The sequence below is a fragment of the Mycobacterium sp. E3305 genome (assembly GCF_001666785.1).
GTDB lineage: Bacteria > Actinomycetota > Actinomycetes > Mycobacteriales > Mycobacteriaceae > Mycobacterium.
This window is the reverse complement of sequence record NZ_LZJA01000182.1, coordinates 1-17268: the sequence shown is the minus strand read 5'-3', so window position 1 is coordinate 17268 and position 17268 is coordinate 1. Positions and strand designations below refer to the sequence as shown.

Annotated in this window: 13 protein-coding genes and 1 pseudogene; 4 read left to right on the top strand and 10 right to left on the bottom strand. The window is 69.9% G+C overall.

The features are described from left to right. Positions 1-1338, bottom strand: a 1338-nt coding sequence (locus A5701_RS16960; protein ID WP_067756018.1) for an MFS transporter, incomplete at its 3' end; no start/stop codon positions are given. A 4-nt stretch (positions 1339-1342) separates the two neighbouring features. Beyond that, the gene (locus A5701_RS16955) at positions 1343-2488 is read right to left on the bottom strand and encodes an LLM class flavin-dependent oxidoreductase (protein ID WP_067756015.1); all 1146 of its coding nucleotides are present in this window, start codon (positions 2486-2488) and stop codon (positions 1343-1345) included. 412 nt (positions 2489-2900) lie between these two features. Between A5701_RS16955 and A5701_RS16950 the strand changes: the two genes are divergently transcribed. From A5701_RS16950 to A5701_RS16940, 3 genes are all read left to right on the top strand, one after another. Then, the gene (locus tag A5701_RS16950) at positions 2901-3776 is read left to right on the top strand and encodes an esterase family protein (protein ID WP_197499192.1); all 876 of its coding nucleotides are present in this window, start codon (positions 2901-2903) and stop codon (positions 3774-3776) included. A 46-nt stretch (positions 3777-3822) separates the two neighbouring features. Next, positions 3823-5934: an acyltransferase family protein gene (locus A5701_RS16945; RefSeq protein ID WP_197505003.1), complete on the top strand. Its 2112-nt coding sequence runs from the start codon at positions 3823-3825 to the stop codon at positions 5932-5934. Between the two features lie 260 nt (positions 5935-6194). After that, the gene (locus A5701_RS16940; RefSeq protein WP_082950511.1) at positions 6195-9512 is read left to right on the top strand and encodes a LuxR C-terminal-related transcriptional regulator; all 3318 of its coding nucleotides are present in this window, start codon (positions 6195-6197) and stop codon (positions 9510-9512) included. On the opposite strand, the gene A5701_RS16935 is transcribed toward A5701_RS16940, so the two are convergent. Next, entirely contained in the window at positions 9509-10195 is a 687-nt protein-coding gene (locus A5701_RS16935) for a GDSL lipase (protein WP_067756009.1), read from the bottom strand. The genes A5701_RS16940 and A5701_RS16935 overlap by 4 nt on opposite strands. 93 nt (positions 10196-10288) lie before the next feature. Continuing rightward, positions 10289-11527, bottom strand: coding sequence for an acyltransferase (locus A5701_RS16930; protein ID WP_067756007.1), 1239 nt, complete (start codon positions 11525-11527; stop codon positions 10289-10291). A gap of 315 nt (positions 11528-11842) precedes the next feature. On the opposite strand from A5701_RS16930, the gene A5701_RS16925 reads away from it, so the two are divergent. Further along, positions 11843-12268, top strand: a complete 426-nt coding sequence (locus A5701_RS16925) for an STAS domain-containing protein (RefSeq protein ID WP_067756028.1) — start codon at positions 11843-11845, stop codon at positions 12266-12268. Here the strand turns inward: A5701_RS16925 and A5701_RS16920 are convergent. From A5701_RS16920 to A5701_RS16895, 6 genes and pseudogenes are all read right to left on the bottom strand, one after another. Continuing rightward, entirely contained in the window at positions 12255-12518 is a 264-nt protein-coding gene (locus A5701_RS16920; protein ID WP_067756004.1) for a hypothetical protein, read from the bottom strand. The genes A5701_RS16925 and A5701_RS16920 overlap by 14 nt on opposite strands. Beyond that, a complete protein-coding gene (locus A5701_RS16915; protein WP_082950516.1) occupies positions 12515-13027 on the bottom strand; it encodes a DUF3093 domain-containing protein in 513 nt (170 codons plus the stop codon). Before A5701_RS16915 ends, A5701_RS16920 begins: the two co-directional genes overlap by 4 nt. Positions 13028-13076: 49 nt before the next feature. Next, positions 13077-14057 carry a porphobilinogen synthase gene (hemB, locus tag A5701_RS16910; protein WP_082950512.1) on the bottom strand — a complete coding sequence of 327 codons (981 nt, stop codon included), beginning with the start codon at positions 14055-14057 and terminating at the stop codon, positions 13077-13079. 26 nt (positions 14058-14083) lie between these two features. Continuing rightward, a complete protein-coding gene (locus tag A5701_RS16905) occupies positions 14084-15742 on the bottom strand; it encodes a uroporphyrinogen-III synthase (RefSeq protein ID WP_067755995.1) in 1659 nt (552 codons plus the stop codon). Positions 15743-15765: 23 nt separating this feature from the next. Continuing rightward, positions 15766-16710, bottom strand: a complete 945-nt coding sequence (gene hemC / locus A5701_RS16900) for a hydroxymethylbilane synthase (protein ID WP_067756023.1) — start codon at positions 16708-16710, stop codon at positions 15766-15768. A gap of 13 nt (positions 16711-16723) precedes the next feature. Further along, positions 16724-17268, bottom strand: a pseudogene (locus A5701_RS16895) (glutamyl-tRNA reductase); the annotation flags it as partial.

Genomic DNA, 17268 nt, shown 5'->3' with positions numbered 1-17268 from the left:
CTCCCGGATCGCCGCCGTGGCGAGCACGCTGATGACGGCCGTCGCCACCAGGTACCCACACGCCAGCCACGGCGCGCCACCGAGGGCCGCGATCAGCGCGGTCATGATCATCGGGGTCACCCCGGAGGCGTAGATGCCCGAGAACTGATAGACGAACGACAAACCGGTGTAACGGGTGCTGGTGGGATACAGCGACGAATACAGCGTGCCCTGCGCCCCGTAGAACAGGGCGTGCACCACACCGAACACGATGATCAGCGCCACCCCGAACCAGACCAGGTTCCTCGTGCCGAACAGCGCGAAGGCGGGAAACGCCGCGATGCCGTAGCAGGCCACCCCGGCCAGATACACCCGGCGGGCGCCGAACCGGTCGGTCAGCGCCCCGGACACGGGCAGCAGCACCGCCATCAGCAGGGCCGCGATGGTCACCACCACCAGCACCGACACCCGATTGAACCCCAGCGCGCCGGTGGCGTAGCTGATGGCGAACACGCCCCAGGTGTTGAACGCCGAGCCCTCCGCCCAGCGAGACAGCAAGCCCAGCACGGTGTTTCGCCGGGACCGGGGTTCGCGCACGATCTCGCGGATCGGCACGGTGGCGGTGGCCTCGAGGTCGCGCAGCTCCCGGAAGGCGGGTGTCTCCTCCACCCGGAGCCGCACCACGACGCCGATCACGACGAGCACCAGGCTGAGCAGAAAACCGATGCGCCAGCCGTAGGCGAGGAATCGGGCCGGTCCCAGGGCGATCTGCAGGAACGCGAATATGCCTGTGCCCAGAGCCAATCCGAGCGCCAGTCCGATTTGCGGAATCGCCCCGAACCGGCCGCGGCGGCCGGCGGGACTGTGCTCCACCGCCAACAGCACCGCGCCCGCCCACTCGCCGCCGAGGGCGAACCCCTGCAGGATCCGCAGCGCCAACAACAGCAGGGGCGCCCACACCCCGATCTGGGCGGCGGTGGGCAACACCCCGATCAGCGCGGTGGCGACGCCCATGATCAGCATGGTCAGCGCCAGGCTGCGCTTGCGACCGATCCGGTCGCCGATGTGGCCGAACACCAGCCCGCCGACCGGCCGCATGACGAACCCGACGGCGAAGGTGGCGAACGCCAGCAGCGTGCCGACCAGCGAGCTCTCGCTGGGGAAGAAGACCTTGTTGAACACCAGGCCCGCCGCGGTCGCGTAGAGGAAGAAGTCGTACCACTCCACGGTCGTGCCCAACAGGCTGGCCGCGACGACGACGCGCAGGCGCCGGCGTTGCTGCGCGCCGGACTCGTCGACCGCGCCGGCGGTCGCGCCGAGGGGCACGCCGGTCGCGGGCGCCGGCAAGGTAGCCGCCATGGCCTTAGTGGGCCGAGGCGACCGCGAACGGCGTCGCCGAGACCGGGTGGGCTTGACGGTTCGGGTGGTGCCACAGGCCCATCCGCTCCAGCAACGGCAGCACGCCCTCGCCGAACCAGTAGGCCTCTTCCAGGTGCGGATACCCGGACAGGATGAAGTGGTTGATGCCGAGCTTGGCGTATTCGGCCAGCCGCTCGGCGACCTCGGCGTGCGACCCGACCAGCGCGGTGCCCGCGCCGCCGCGGACCAGTCCCACCCCCGCCCACAGGTTGGGGCCGACCAGCAGCCGGTTGCTGCTGCCGCCGTGCAGGTCCAGCATGCGGCGCTGACCCTCCGACTCGCTGCGCGCCAGGCTGGCCTGCACCCGCTCGACGTCGGCCGGGTCGACGGCGGCCAGCAACCGGTCGGCCTCGGCCCACGCCTGCTCGGACGTATCGCGGCTGATGACGTGAATCCGCAACCCGTACTGCAGGATTCGGCCGGCATCGACGGCCAGGCCACGCACCCAGTCCAGCTTCTGGCCGACCGCCTTGACCGGTTCGCCCCAGGTGAGATACACGTCGGCATGCTGGGCCGCGACCGGCCCGGCCGACGCCGACGATCCGCCGAAGAACACCGCGGGCACCGGGTCGGGCGGGTTGTTCAGCTGCGCACCCTCGACGTGAATGTGCTCTCCGGCAAAGGTCACCGGCGTCTTCGACGTCCACAGCCGGCGCACCACGTCCAAGAATTCGGCGGTGCGCGCATACCGGGCTTCTTTGCCCAGGAAGTCCCCGTAGGCCCGTTGCTCGTGGGGTTCGCCGCCGGTGACGACGTTGAGCAGCAGCCGGCCACCCGAGTGGCGCTGGAAGGTCCCGGCCATCTGGGCGGCCAGCGTGGGGCTCAGCAACCCGGGCCGGAAGGCCACCAGAAACTTCAGGGTTTCGGTGGCCTCGACCAGCATCGCCGTCGTCAACCACGCGTCCTCGCACCACAATCCGGTGGGGGTGAGCACGGCCTCGAAGCCGTTGTCCTCGGCGGCCGCGCAGATCTGGTGCAGATAGCGCAACGTGGCGGGCCGGTCGCCGGACATCGGCGTGCCGTGTCCGCCCGCCACCAGGTTCCGGGAATCACCGTAGGTCGGCAGAAACCAGTGGAACGCCAGACTCATCCTCAATCCTCTTTCAATCCACGACGGGAAGCACGAAAGCTCCATCCTGCGAAACTTGCGTCCGGGCCGCGAGGGTTGAAAACGTCGAGATTGCATCCCCGGTCGGCGGCGGTCGCCCCGGTCCGAGCGCGCGCTGCTCGTGGTCCATTCGCCCGCCCGCGCCGTCGCCGCGATCGGCCGCTCTTCCGTTGCGGCGCAATGGTTTACGGTCGCAACGGCCCCGCATTGGCACCCCGGCCGGCGCCATGATGATGGCCGTATCACGACGCCGCAACTCGGCCGCCTCGCGCCGCCCGAGGCGGCGAATGGGTGCACCGCAGGTAACCGGTTGGAGACCGATAGGTCACGCCAGATCACACAATGCTTCCATTTCGGCGTGGCTCGGCAGGTAATCACCGGTCAGGGCGGCATTATTGCGATCATGCCTGACCTGACCCGCCGGGCGGTGCTGCGGATGGGAGCCAGCGCCGGCCTGGGAGCCGCCGGCGTGTTCGCCTTGAGTGGCCTGCTCGATCCGGTCAGGCCGCAGGCCGCGACGCTGCCGCAGGCTCCGGCCCCGTTCGAGCCGTCCGCGGCGAGCAGCAACCTGCCGACCAAGCTCACCGGTTCGTTCGTCTCCGCCGCCCGCGGCGGCGTGAAGACGAACTACGTGATCGCCCTGCCACCCGGCCATACCGGGACACTGCGCCCCGTGATCGCCCTGCACGGCAAGGACGGCGACGCGAACATGATGCTCGACTGCGGTGTCGAGCAAGGCCTGGCCCAACTGGTCAAGGAGGGCAAGCCGCCGTTCGCGGTGGTGGGCGTCGACGGCGGCAGCGATTCCTATTGGCACAAACGGGCCGACGGCACCGACGCCGGCGCAATGGTGCTCGACGAGCTGTTGCCGATGCTGTCCACGATGGGTTTCGACACCTCCCGGGTGGGCTTCATGGGCTGGTCGATGGGGGGCTACGGGGCGCTGCACCTGGGCGCCAAGCTGGGGCCGGCGCGGACCGCGGGGATCTGCGCGATCAGCCCGGCGCTGTACAGCTCGTTCGCCGACAGCGCCCCCAAGGCGTTCGACAGCAACGACGACTGGACGCAGAACAGCGTGCTGGGCGTGCCTGCGCTGTCGCAGATTCCGCTACGGGTGGACTGCGGCACCTTCGACCGCTTCTATCCCGCCACCCGCCAATTCGTCAGCCAACTCAAAACGCCACCGGTAGTCAGCTTCACGGTCGGCGGACACGACATGACCTGGTGGCGTCTCATGTTGCCCGGCGAGCTCGCCTGGATGGCGACCTAGCGGAGACCCCATGAGCGTCCGGCCCAGCGAACTCACCACCCGCCAAGTGGAGCGGGCGGTGAAGCGGACCGGATTTCGACCCGACATCGAGGGACTGCGGGCGGTCGCGGTCATCGCGGTGGTGCTCTATCACGCGGGCATCCCTGGCGTCAGCGGCGGATACATCGGCGTGGACGTGTTCTTCGTCATCTCCGGCTACCTCATCACCGGCCTGTTGTTCCGGGAGGCGTCCTCCACCAACACCGTTGCGCTGGACCGCTTCTACGGCGCGCGGGCTCGTCGCCTGCTGCCGGCCGCCGCGGTCGTCGGCGTCCTCACCGCCCTCGGCGCGGCCGTCGTGCTGCCGCCGCTGCAAGCGCGCAGCGTGTTCCTCGACGGCATCGCCAGCGCCCTCTACGTCGGCAACTACCGGTTCGCCACCCAGGGCACCGATTACCTGACCCCGCACCTGGAATCGCCCTTCCAGCACTACTGGTCGCTCGGCGTGGAGGAACAGTTCTATCTGGTGTGGCCGGTGCTGATCATCGGCACCGCCTGGCTGGCGCGGCGCCTTCCGGCGCTGCGGGGCGCCACACCGTATGCGGTGGTCCTGGGCCTGGTGGGGGCGGCGTCGCTGACGGCGGCCGTGCTGTGCAGCCGCACGTCGCCGTCCTGGGCGTTCTTCTCCCTGCCGACCCGCGCCTGGGAACTGGCGGCGGGTGGCCTGCTGGCCCTGTCGATTCAGCAGTGGCACCACCTGTCACTGCGCACCGCGTCGATCGCCGGCTGGGGCGGCCTGGCGCTGATCCTGCTCACCTGCACGCAATTGGACGCGCACACCCCCTACCCCGGCACCGCCGCGCTGCTGCCCGTGCTGGGCACCGCGCTCGTCATCGGCGGCGGCAGCGTCAGCCGCGGCCTGGGGGCCGGCCGGCTGCTGTGCCGGCCTGCGATGCGCGCGATCGGCCGGATCTCCTATTCCTGGTACCTGTGGCACTGGCCGGTGCTGTTGCTGATGCCCGCACTGCTGGGTGAGCCCGCCGGCCTGCCCGCCCGGCTGACCGCGACGGCGGTGTCCGCCGGGCTCGCCATCATCACCTTGCACCTGGTCGAAAACCCGGGCCGGTTCGCCGCCGCCCTGCGCCGGTCGGCGAGGACCAGCCTCGCCGTCGCCGGGGCCGCCAGCGCGGTCGCGGCCTGCGCCTGCGTGCTGTTGCTGAACGCGGTGCCGGTGCCCGTCGGTCATGGGGCGGCCGCCCCGCGGGCCAACATCGTCGCGGTTCCGCCCAGCGCCGCCCCCACCGTCAGCGCACAAGAGGCGGCGGTCCGAGCGGCGTTCGCTCAGGCGCGCGCGGCGGTCGCCGCGTCGGCGAACCTGAAAGCCGTGCCCGCCAATCTCGATCCCCCGCTCGCCAAGGCGTCCGCCGACAAGGCCGCGGTCTTCGTCAACGGGTGCGTGCGCTCCTGGCGCGAGGTCGGGCAAAACGAGTGCGCGACGGGCGATCTCGCGTCGCCGACGACGGTCACCCTGATCGGCGACTCACACGCCGCCATGTGGGACCCGGCCTTTGCGCAGGTCGCCGAGCAGCGCCACTGGCGGTTGGAGACGCTGGCCAAGGTGACCTGCCCCATCCAGGACCTGCACATCGTCAGCCCGTACCTGGGCCGCGAGTACACCGAGTGCGAACAGTGGCGCGGCCAGGTCGTGGCCCGGGTGGCCGCCGAACATCCGCGCCTGGTGGTGGTGGACATGAGCCGGCGCTACGCCGCGGACTTCGGTTTCACCTCCTACGACCCGGCGTGGATCGACACCCTGGGCCGCACCGTCACGCAATTGCGCGGCACCGGCGCTGCGGTGTTGATCCTCGGGCCCGCCCCGGATCCCCATTCGTCGCTGCCCGCCTGCCTTTCCGCGCACCTCGACGACGCCGGCGCCTGCGCGCCGACGCGGTCCGCCGCGGTCAACGACGACGGCATCGCCGCCGAGCGTGCGGCAACCACGGCCGGCGGCGGCCAGTACGCGGATCTCACCGACCTGTTCTGCACCCCCGAGCGCTGCCCGATGATCGTCGGCAACACCCTGGTGTTCCGCGACGACAACCACGTGACGACCGAGTACGCGCAGTTGCTGGCGCCGGTGATGGGCGCGCTCGCGGACCGGGCCCTGGCGGGTGGGTGAGCGGAAATGAACTTCTGGTGGTTGACGAACGTCATATCAGCGAAGGGTTTTGGGAGGTTGTAGGGGATGACTCCGCTGCTGCTGGCCTGCATTGCGGCCGCCGCTCCAGTCGCCGGGTTCGGCTTGCTGAATTTGCAAGCCCGCCTGGAGCGATGGGACTACGAGCGCCACGCCGAGGACTGAACCCCAGTCGTAAATCCGCGTGGCCGCGCCCGGACTCTGCGCGCTTTTGCTGATGTTTTGCCGCTCACCGCGGCCGCATGCTGGCTAACATGATCGACATCGATTCGTCGGCGGACATGCCGCTGCTGGACTGGAGCGAGCAGAGCTTGAGCGAGCTGCCCACTGGGACGGTGACGTTGCTGCTTGCCGACGTCGAAGGCTCGACCCGGCTGTGGGAAACCCAGTCCGACACCATGACGGCGGCCCTCGAGCAACTGAACCAGACCGTCAACGGCCTGGTCGCCGCCCACGGCGGGGTGCGGCCGGTCGAGCAGGGCGAGGGCGACAGCTTCGTGATCGCCTTCGCCCGCGCCAGCGACGCCGTCGCTTGCGCCCTGCAGATCCAACTGTCCGTACTCCCGCCGATCCGGATCCGAATAGGCGTGCACACCGGCGAGGTCCAGCTGCGCGATGCCGGCAACTACGCCGGGCCCACGATCAACCGGACGGCGCGGCTGCGCGACCTCGCCCACGGCGGGCAGACGGTGCTGTCCGGGGCCACCGAACCGCTGGTCGTCGACCGGCTACCGGCCGACGCCTGGCTGATAGACCTGGGCGTGTACCCGTTGCGGGATCTGCCGCGCCCCGAGCGCGTCGTGCAACTCAACCATCCCGGCCTGCGTGCGGAATTCCCGCCGTTACGCACCACGAACGCCGTTGCGGCGTCTCATCTTCCGGTCCAATTGACCAGCTTCGTCGGCCGTGGCGACCAGATCAGCGACGTCGGACAGATCCTGCGGGACAACAGGGTGGTCACCCTGACCGGCGCGGGCGGCGTCGGAAAGACACGGTTGGCGGTGCAGGTCGCGGCGCGGGTGTCCGACGAGTTCCCCGGCGGGGCCTGGTTTGTCGATCTCGCCCCGGTCACCAACCCCCTCGTCGTGCCCGTCACCGTGGCGCGCACCCTGGGCCTTGCCGATCAGCCGGGCCGCTCCACGATGGAAACGGTGGCGAAATTCGTCCGGGACCGCAAAATGCTACTGCTGCTGGACAATTGCGAACACCTGCTGGATGCGAGTGCCGAGCTGATCGTCGCCCTGCTCGATGCCGGGCCGGGCGTCACCGTGTTGGCGACCAGCAGGGAACCGATCGGCATGGCCGGGGAACTGACCTGGCGGGTGCCGTCGCTGACGGTCGACGGCGAGGCCCTCGAGTTGTTCGCCGATCGTGCCCGCCGCACGAGACCGGATTTTCAACTCACCGAAGACAATTCGTCCGCGATCGCTGAGATCTGTCAGCGCCTGGACGGCATGCCGCTGGCGATCGAGCTGGCCGCCGCGCGGACCCGCACGCTGTCGCTGACCCAGATCGTCGACGGGTTGCACCACAACTTCCGCCTGCTGGCCGGGGGCGCGCGCACCGCGGTCCGCCGCCAGCAGACGCTGCGCGCATCCATCGACTGGTCCCACGCCATGCTCACCGAGCCGGAACGCATACTGTTTCGCCGGCTGGCGGTGTTCATGGGAGGGTTCGACCTGGATGCCGCGCACGCCGTGGGCGCCGACGCCGGGGTCGAGCACTTTCAGCTCATCGACCTGCTCGGGCTCCTGGTCGACAAGTCGCTGATCGTCACCGAGGAAATCGACGGCATGATGCGCTACCGGCTGCTGGAGACCGTCCGGCAGTACGGCCTGGAAAAGCTGGCCGAGTCGGGTGAAGCCGAGGCCGTGCGCATTCGCCACCGCGACCACTACACCGCCGCCGCGGCGGAGCTGGAATCGCGGATGCGTGGTGACGGCTCCCCGCTGGTCCCCTGGGCCGAACTCGAGATGGCCAACCTGCGGGCGGCCCACGCCTGGAGTTGCGACGCCGGGGAGTTCGACCCGGCGCTGCGGCTGGTGTCGGCGCTGCAGCGGGTCTGGCTGACGCGTGGCCGGTTTCGCGAGGGCGTGACGGGGTTCGATGCCATCTTCAGCGACGAGCGGTACCGCGACGCGGACGTCGCGCCCCAGGTCTGGGTGCGGGGGGTCGCCGACGCCGGGCTGCTCGGGGTCTGGTCCTCGGTCCCGTTCAGCCTGCAGCGCGCGCAACAGGCCCTGGCTACCGCGCGCCAGCTCGGCGACGAGGCGCTCGTCGTGCACAGCTTGATGACCTGCGGCATGTTGGCGGTGGGCAACCCCACGTTGGCCGAACCGTACTTCACCGAGGCGGCGGATCTCGCACGCACATCGGGTGACCTCGCCGCGCTGGCGCAGCTGCGCGCCTACCAAAGTTTCACGTGTGCCGTCGGGGGTGACATCATCGCCGCGCAGGCGGCGGGCGAGGAGGGACGAGACCTCGGCGACGCGCTCGGCGACAGCTTCGCGTCCCGTTACAGTCGTACGTTCCTCGGCAGCACGCTGGCAATGCGAGGCAGGCTGACCGAGGGCCTCGAGATGTCGCGTTCGCTGGTCGAGGAGGCGCGAGCGGCCGGGGACCGCCCCATGGAGGTCTTCGGTCAGATCATCTGCGCGCAAGCGCTCGCGTCGATCGGCGATGCCGTTGCGGCGCGCACCGCAGCGCACACCGCCCTGGAAATCGGCGCCGCGCTGGGCGGTTTCCACGAGGACTCGGCCTATACGTTCCTGGCCATCGCCGAACTGGCCGCCGGTGACGCCGCGGCGGCCAGACAGGCCTGCGACGCGGCCTGGCGGTCCACGTATCCGTTGAAGGAACTTCTCAACCGGTGCACGGTGCCCATTGCCGACGCGGCGCTGGGCTGTGGCGACCTGGCCGCCGCCCGACGCTGGGCGGACGACACCGTCGCGGTCGCGCCGGGATCGCAACGGATGCTGGCGCTGACGTCGCGCGCCCGGGTCGCCGTCGCCCAGGGCGAGCCGCAGCAGGCCGAAACCGATCTGCACGACGCCGTCGCGGTCGCCGAGCGCACCGGCGGACACGTGTTACTTCCGGACGCCCTGGAGGGTCTCGCGGCGCTGGCCGCCGACTCCAACCCCGAGCACGCGGCCCGGCTTTTCGGTGCGGCAAATGGCATGCGGCAACGCCATGGCTCGGTGCGCTTCAAGGCTTTTCAACCGGCTTACGACGCGGCGCTGTCAACGGTTCGGGAAACCCTGGGGCAGGACGACTTTGAAGCCGCGTGGTCAGCGGGGCGTGCCCTGTCCACCGCGGAGGCCATCGGTTACGCGCAGCGGGGTCGCGGCGCGCGCGGGCGACCGGCCAGCGGTTGGGAGTCATTGACGCCGACCGAGATCGACGTGGTTCGCCTCGTCAGCGAAGGGCTGCCCAACAAGGACATCGCCGCGCGAATGTTCATCTCCGCGCGCACCGTCCAATCTCATCTGACGCACGTCTACGCCAAACTCGCCGTGTCGTCGCGGGTGCAGCTCGCTCAGGAAGCCGCCCGCCACACCTAGGCCGACAGCTGGGTCCGGATGAGCGGCGCGATCTTGTCCGCCATGTATTGGTGCCCGGCGTCGTTCGGGTGCACGCCGTCCGCGCCGATCAGGTCGGGCCTGCCGACGAACCAGTGTTCGGCGATCGGGTCCACCCACGTCGCCCCCGCGGACCCGGCCGCCGCGGCGAGCGCGTCGCGAATCAGCAGGATCGGGAGGGGCACGTCTGCCGTCGGCCACGGCGGCCCGATCACCAGAAACCGCGCGGACGGCGCCAGACGCCGGGCCAAATCGAATGTGCTGCGGGCTTTTTGACCGATCACACCCGGATCGATCGGCTCGTCGTTGCGCGAGCCGAAAAAAACCACCAGGACATCGTCGGCCTGCACGGCCCGGGAGGTCAGGTCCTCGAACACGCTGCCGTGGTCACCCGGCATGCCGTAACCGGCCCGGCCCTCGGCCGCCACGTCGGCCGAGATCCGCTCGCCCCGCGCGGCGAGCCCGTCCCACGCGCGGGCGGGCCACGACCTCGAGCCCAACCCGCCCTCGCCGGTGCCGGTGGTGTAGGAATCCCCGACGACCGCCAGATGGTTCAACCGGAAATCCAGGGTCAGCGTGTCGTAGGTGCGCACCTGGGCGGGATAGGCGATGCCGACGCCGACCAGAAAGGTCAAACCGATGACGAAGGTGGCCAGACGACTCACTACTACCTCCCTCCCCCGTCAACGGCATCGTCATGTGCCACTGCGTTCCATCGATTATCGCCCGCGATTCGCGGCGGGGCGCTAAGACAACCCTCACACGGCGCGGGCTGAAACCTTTTCCAGCGAACGGTCGATCGGATGGACCTTGCCACCCGCGGCCTCTTCGGGTTCGCTTCTCGCGGTGACGGCTTTGACATCCACCATCTTGCGCATCCAACGACGCGCGGGCTCTTCGACGAAGTGATACATCGCGATCGAGATCAACACGGCGATCGCGAGCAGGCCGATGACGTTCCACTTCCACGGATTGTCCTGTGGCCTCAGCTCGAATTGCTCGACGGACCAGCCCCAGGCGGTGTGCACCAGCTCGTGAACCATGTACAGGCAGAACGAGATCTGCCCGCCGTACACCATCAACCGCGTTGAGAGCGCCCTCGGCAGGCTCCCGACGCCGATCGCCAGCGTGATCACCAACGGAATGAACAGGATGTCGACCACGCCGCCGCTGTCGTTCTCCACGACGCCGGAGATCGGGTGCGCGTCAAACCAATACAGGACGCCCACCATGGCGGCCAGGAGAAACAGGGACAGGTACCCGGCGACGCGGCGGCCGCGATCGGTCAGCCGCAGCCTGCGCACCGCGGCGCACGCCAGCGCGCCGGCGACGAATTGCGTGACGATCCGCGGCAGCCAGCTCCACGGGGTGTAGAAGTGGCCGCTCGCCAGCAACATGACCACGGGCGGCAGCGCCGCCGCGAACGCGAGCACCATCAGGCTGCGCGCCCGCGTGGCCTGCTTCATCCGCAGGATGACCAGCACCAGGAGGCCGAAGAGCAGGTACGCCAGCCATTCGGCGCTGATCGACCAGGCCGGCCCGTCCCAGCTGGAGTCGTCGAAGAACGGGACGAACCACAGCTGCACCAGCAGGATCTGGCGGACGTAGCTGATCGCGGTGAGCTGACCGGCGTCGGGCGACGGCACATGGCCGACGTGCAGCGTGAAGATCACCCACAGGGCGGCGAGGTGCAGGGTGACCAGGTACACCGGCCACACCCGGGCCAGCCGCAGCCACAGGAAGTGCAGGGTGGCGCGCGTCGACCACGACCGGCCCATCCGGTCCAGGTAGTTCCAGGTCAGCACGAACCCGCTGAGGATGAAGAAAAGGTCGACGCCCTGGGCGCCGCAGTTGAGCACGGGCGCGAGGGCGTCGCGGAAGTCGGGCCCCACGTCGCCCAGCATCGGCCGGAAGTGGAAGAGCACTACCCAGAGCGCGGCGACGATGCGAAGTCCCGTCAGGGCCTTGATCTCTCCCCTGATCTCTGCGCCGCGCACGATGCTCTTTCCGCCTGGACTTCACGTTCGCCTGGTAGCTCGGCTGACCGGGCGACCTCGCGCTGTCACAAGTCCCCGCCTCGCAACCGGTAGCCCTGGCAGCCTAGCAGCGCAACCGCCGTGACGCCCGGACGGTTGTGGTGTGGCACGCGGACTTTCGCGGCGAATCGGCCCCGGACCAACTTTGCTCGTATCGGCGCGGAATGGCGGCGAAAATCGCTTCTTAACAAAACGTTAGATGCGGCTTTCACCCTCCTTAAGCTTGCGGTTTAGCGTCAAAGCCATAGCGAGCGCCACGGAGAGTGAGGGGTGCCCATGACGATCGCCGATGTCCTGACACGGGATCAGAACGGCATCTTCCAGTGCGGCGGCGCATGGGTTCGGGCTCACCGCCGCCAATTGGCGACCGTGGTGACGATCCGGGGGGAAATAAGCGCCTGCAATGCGGATCAGGTCGGCGAGCACATTCGGCGTTTCATCCTCGGAGAGGACCGCGTGGTGCTCGACATGGGCGACGTAAGCGAATTTGCTACGGCGGGCATTTCACTTCTGGAAACCTTCGATGACGCGTGCCGCGCCGAGGGGGTGCAGTGGACCTTGGTGGCAAGCCCGGCGGTCGCCGAACTGGTGGCTGACGGCGGGTTCTCCGGCAATTACTCGGTGCCCGAGGCGCTGCACGACTTGGCCGACGCGATCGCCAGCCGCCGTCGCATGGCGTTGCCGCTGGTCAGGATGTCTTAGCGCGCCGCTCACGGCGCTGCCTGGAGATTCCCACCACCGCCAGCACCCCTGCGCTGGTCAGCAGCAGCAGGGCCAGCAAGAGCAGCTGCGGGTCATACACCGTCGACGTGGTGAACGGCTGCCCGTCCGCGATCGGCGCCACCGCCACGGTGTGGTGCGACCGCGCCCAGCTGACTCCCGCGCCGATCAGCGCCGCGCAGGCCAGGGCGAGTTCGACCAACGCCCTGTTGCTCCGGTAGCGGGCGCTCACTGCGCGGACCCGGCGTCGTCGTCACGGTCGAAGTCGGTGACGTCGGCGGGCTCGACCCGCTCCTGGACCAACGGGGTCAGGGCCGCGCGGAGCTCACGGTGCCGGCGCGCCCACGCCTGCGCGTAGCGCGCGCCGGTCAGCTTCAGGCCGATGCCGATGCGGCCGCGCGGCACCCCGACCAATTCGCCTAGGGCCCGCGCCGACTGCCACCGCGCCAACTCCTTGCCGGAGGCTTCGTGGTTCTCCGGTTCCGGGTACACCTTGAGGATCTCGCGCACCAGGATGGTTTCGGTGCCCTGGCGCAGGGCGTCCTCGGTGAGTTCGACCGAGACGTGGATCCGGGCCGCCTTCACCTGCAACCCGACGAACCCCGATACCAGGACCAAGAAGATCAGCGGGATCAGGAACGACACGGGCGCACCGCTCCAGATTTCGATCAGGATCATCGCGCCCGCGGCCACCGGGCCCCACAGCACCCAGATCCAGCTGGCGCCCGGTTCGTAGAACAGCGGCTTGCGTTCCGCGGCCGTCGACTCGGAATTCACAGCAAGCCCCATCTCACGAAAGCCAACCCGCCACGTCGGCGGCCCAGTAGGTCAGCACAATATCGGCTCCGGCCCGGCGAATGCTCGTCAACGACTCGAGAGCCGCGACCCGCTCGTCGATCCAATTGTTGGCGGCCGCAGCGCAAATCATGGCGTACTCCCCCGAGACCTGGTAGGCCGCCACCGGCACCGGCGACACCTCCGCCGCGGCGGCCACCACGTCGAGGTAACCCAGCGCGGGCTTGACCATCAGGATGTCCGCGCCCTCGTCGAGGTCCAGCCGGATCTCGCGCAGCGCTTCGCGGAAGTTGCCCGACTCCTGCTGATAGGTGCGCCGGTCGCCGGACAGGCTGGAGCTGACCGCCTCGCGGAACGGGCCGTAGAACGCCGAGGCGAACTTCGCGGCGTAGGCGAGGATGACCACGTCGGTGTGGCCCGCGGCGTCCAGGCCGTCGCGTATCGCGGCCACCTGGCCGTCCATCATCCCACTCGGGCCCACCACGTGCGCGCCCGATTCCGCCTGCGCCACAGCAAGTTTCACGTAGCGAGCCAACGTGGCGTCGTTGTCCACCCGGCCCCTGGCGTCCAGGACGCCGCAGTGGCCGTGGTCGGTGAATTCGTCCAGGCAGGTGTCGGCCATCAACACCGTCGCATCGCCGAGATCCTTGGCCAGGTCGCGCAGGGCGAGGTTGAGGATGCCGTCGGGATCGGTGCCCGCCGACCCCGTCGCATCCTTGTCTTCGTCCCGGGGCACCCCGAACAGCATCAGCCCGCCCACCCCGGCCGCGACGGCGTCGGCCGCCGCGCTGCGCAGCGAGTCGCGGGTGTGTTGCACCACGCCCGGCATCGACGCGATCGGCCGTGGTTCGTCGATACCGTCGGCGACGAACATCGGCAGCACCAAATGCCTTGGCTCCAAAGATGTTTGCGCCACCAGGCGACGCATCGCGGGGGTGGAGCGGAGCCGGCGCGGACGCTGCCGCGGGTAGGCCATGGGCTAGCTCCTCTGGTGGCGGCCCACTAGCGCCTGCGGCTCTTCTTACGCGGCGGTGGCAGCGCGCCCTCGGCGCGCAACCGGGCGGCGTGCTCGGCCAGGGCATCGACCAGCGGGCCGACGGCGGCCGTCTCGGGCTGCACGTCCACCCGCAGCCCGAATTCCGCGGCGGTCTCGGCCGTCTTGGGACCGATGCAGGCGATGATCGTCCGCGCGTGCGGCTTGCCGGCGATGCCGACCAGGTTGCGCACGGTGGAGCTGGAGGTGAAGCACACCGCGTCGAAGCCGCCGGTCTTGATCATCTCCCGCGTCTCCGCCGGCGGCGGCGCGGCCCGCACCGTCCGGTAGGCGGTGACATCCTCGATCTCCCAGCCGCGCTCGCGCAGTCCCTCGGCCAGCGTCTCGGTGGCGATGTCGGCCCGCGGCAGCAGCACCCGGTTCACCGGGTCGAAAATGCTGTCGTAGTCCGGGAAGTCGTCCAGCAGGCCGAGTGAGGACTGTTCGCCCGCAGGCACCAGCTCGGGGCTGATGCCGAACGCCCGGACCCGGTCGGCCGTCGACTCGCCGACACAGGCGATCTTGACGCCCGAGAACGCCCGCGCGTCCAGACCGAACTCGCCGAACTTCTCCCACACCGCGCGCACCGCATTGGTGGAGGTGAACACCACCCACTGGAAGCGGCCGTCGACCAGACCCTTGACGGCCCGCTCCATCTGGGCGGGGCTGCGGGGCGGCTCGACGGCGATGGTCGGCACCTCGATCGGCAGCGCGCCGTAGGACGTCAGCCGCTCGCTCATCTCGCCGGCCTGGTCCTTGGTGCGCGGCACCAGCACCGTCCAGCCGTACAGCGCCCGGCTCTCCCACCAGTTCAGCTTCGCCCGGCTGGCCACCGTCTTGCCGATGGTCACCACCAGCGGCCCGGTCAACGGGCCCGCCGGGTCCGTCCCACCCAGCACGGCCGAGTCGGTCAGACCGCCCAGCGTGGTCTCGATCGACCGCTGCTGGCAGGTGGTGCCGTGCGCGGTCACCACGCACGGGGTGCTCTCGGAGAGCTCGTGCTCGATCAGGGTGCGCGCCGCGTCGGCCAGATGCGACGTGGTGGCCTGCAGGATCAGCGGGCCCGGCGCGGCGGCCAGAGCGTCCCAATCCACGTTCGGGTCGCGCACGTCGGCGACCGTGTGCGACGAGCCCAGCGGCAGCCCCGCGTAGCTGGGCACGGCGCCGGTCGGCGCCAGGCCGGGCACGATCTCGATGTGCAGGTGGCTCCGCGCGACGGCGTTCACCTCGGTGATCACCGCGTCGACCGTCAGCGGGTCGCCGGCCACCAGCCGCACCACGTCGGCGCCGGCACGGGCCTCGGCGGTCAGCGTCTTGGCCACCTCGGCCGGCTCGCCGAGCGCCGGGCGGACATCCGGACCGGCCGATATCACCGCGGGCTGCTCCGCTCCGCCGGTGGGCGCGTCACCGTTGCCGGCGGCGGCCTCGGCCGGCGCCGGGCCGGAGACGGGTGGTAGGTCCTTGCCGATCAGCGCCAGCACCGGCTCCGGCACGTCGGGGTCGGTGAACACCAGGGCGGCGTTCGCCAATACCGTCGCGGCCCGGGTGGTCAACAGACCCGGATCGCCGGGTCCGGAACCCACGTACGTGATGCGGCCGGGTCTCGGCTTACGCCCTCGCGTCGTCATTGTCGCTCCCACGTCACTCGCAATTAATTTCCTCGGTTCGGGTCCTGCCGCGCTTCGGCCATCAGCTCTCGGGCGCCGAGTTCGAACAACTCCGCGGCGACCGATACCCCCAGCTCGTGCGCCCGGTCGGCGGTGCCGATGCCGGACGCGCGTATCACGTCGGACCCGTCCAGCGCCGCCACGCAACCGCGCAGCGACAGCTCTTCGAAGACGCGGCCGTCCTCATCGATGGACTCGACCACCTCGGCGATCGCGCCCACCGGTGCGGAGCAACCCGCCTCCAGTTCGGCCAGCAGGGCTCGCTCCGCGGTGACCGACGCGCGCGTGTCGGCGTCGTCCAACTCCGCCAGCACCGCCGCCAATTCATCACCCGCGCGGCATTCGACGGCGAGCGCGCCCTGAGCCGGTGCTGGCAACATCTGCACCGGCTCTAACGTCTCGGTGACATCGTCGAGGCGACCGAGCCGGGCCAGTCCGGCCCGAGCCACCACGATCGCGTCGAGATCACCATTGCTTACCCTGTTCAACCTGGTATCTAGGTTGCCTCGTAGGGGGCGGATTTCCAAACCGAGACCCAATGCCCTAAGCTGCGCGGCCCTGCGCGGGGACGACGTGCCCACCAGCGAACCCGGCGGCAACTCCCCGAGCACCAGCCCGTCGCGGGCCACCACCACGTCGCGGGGGTCGTTGCGGGGCGGTATCGCCGCGATCGTGAACCGCGGGTCGTCCGCCGTGGGCAAATCCTTGTGCGAGTGCACCGCGGCGTCCACCCGGCCGTCGTCCATGGCCTCGCGCAGTGCGGTGGTGAAGGCGCCGACGCCCAGGGTTTCGATGGGCGCCGACGAGCGGTCGCCGGCGGTGGTGATGATCACCAACTCCGCGGGGTGACCGTTGGCGATCAGGGCGTCCCTGACGACGCCGGCCTGGGTGGTGGCCAACAGACTGCCCCGGGTGCCTATCCGGATCACATTCGCCAATCGGCTACTCGGCGGTGGGTTCTTGCGTTCCGGCGTCGAATCCCGTTGCTATGACGGGCAATTCGCCCGCAGCGACGGCGTCGACGGCGGTCTGGTCGAGTTCGAAGAGTTCGCGCAGCGCTTCGGCGTAGCTATCGCCGCCGGGGGCGCTGGCGAGTTGTTTGATCCGCACGGTCGGCGCGTGCAGCAGCTTGTCCACCACCCGCCGCACGGTGCGCGCCACCTCCTCGCGGTGGGCGCTCTGAAGGCCGGGCAGCCGGTTGTCCAGGCGCAGCAGCTCCGCCTCCACCACGTCGGCGGCGCGCTGGCGCAGCGCGGTCACCGTCGGGGTGACCTCGGCCATCCGCTGGCCGGCCAGGTAGGCGGCCACTTCGGCGGCCACGATGTGGCGCGCGGCGTGCACGTCGGACGCGGCGGCGTGCGCCGACGGCTCGTGCTGCACGCGGTCCACGTCGACGACCCACACACCGGGCAGGCCGGCGACCGCCGCGACGAGTCGACGCGTCCGCTGGTGATCTGCGACCTGGGCATGCCGCGCGACGTGGATCC

What these genes read in the sequence shown, in the direction of transcription:
- A5701_RS16955 (WP_067756015.1), bottom strand. Translation starts at nt 2,488, where the DNA reads ATGAGTCTGGCGTTCCACTGGTTTCTGCCGACCTACGGTGATTCCCGG.
- A5701_RS16940 (WP_082950511.1), top strand. Translation starts at nt 6,195, where the DNA reads ATGCTGGCTAACATGATCGACATCGATTCGTCGGCGGACATGCCGCTG.
- A5701_RS16925 (WP_067756028.1), top strand. Translation starts at nt 11,843, where the DNA reads ATGACGATCGCCGATGTCCTGACACGGGATCAGAACGGCATCTTCCAG.
- hemB (WP_082950512.1), bottom strand. Translation starts at nt 14,057, where the DNA reads ATGGCCTACCCGCGGCAGCGTCCGCGCCGGCTCCGCTCCACCCCCGCG.
- A5701_RS16905 (WP_067755995.1), bottom strand. Translation starts at nt 15,742, where the DNA reads ATGACGACGCGAGGGCGTAAGCCGAGACCCGGCCGCATCACGTACGTG.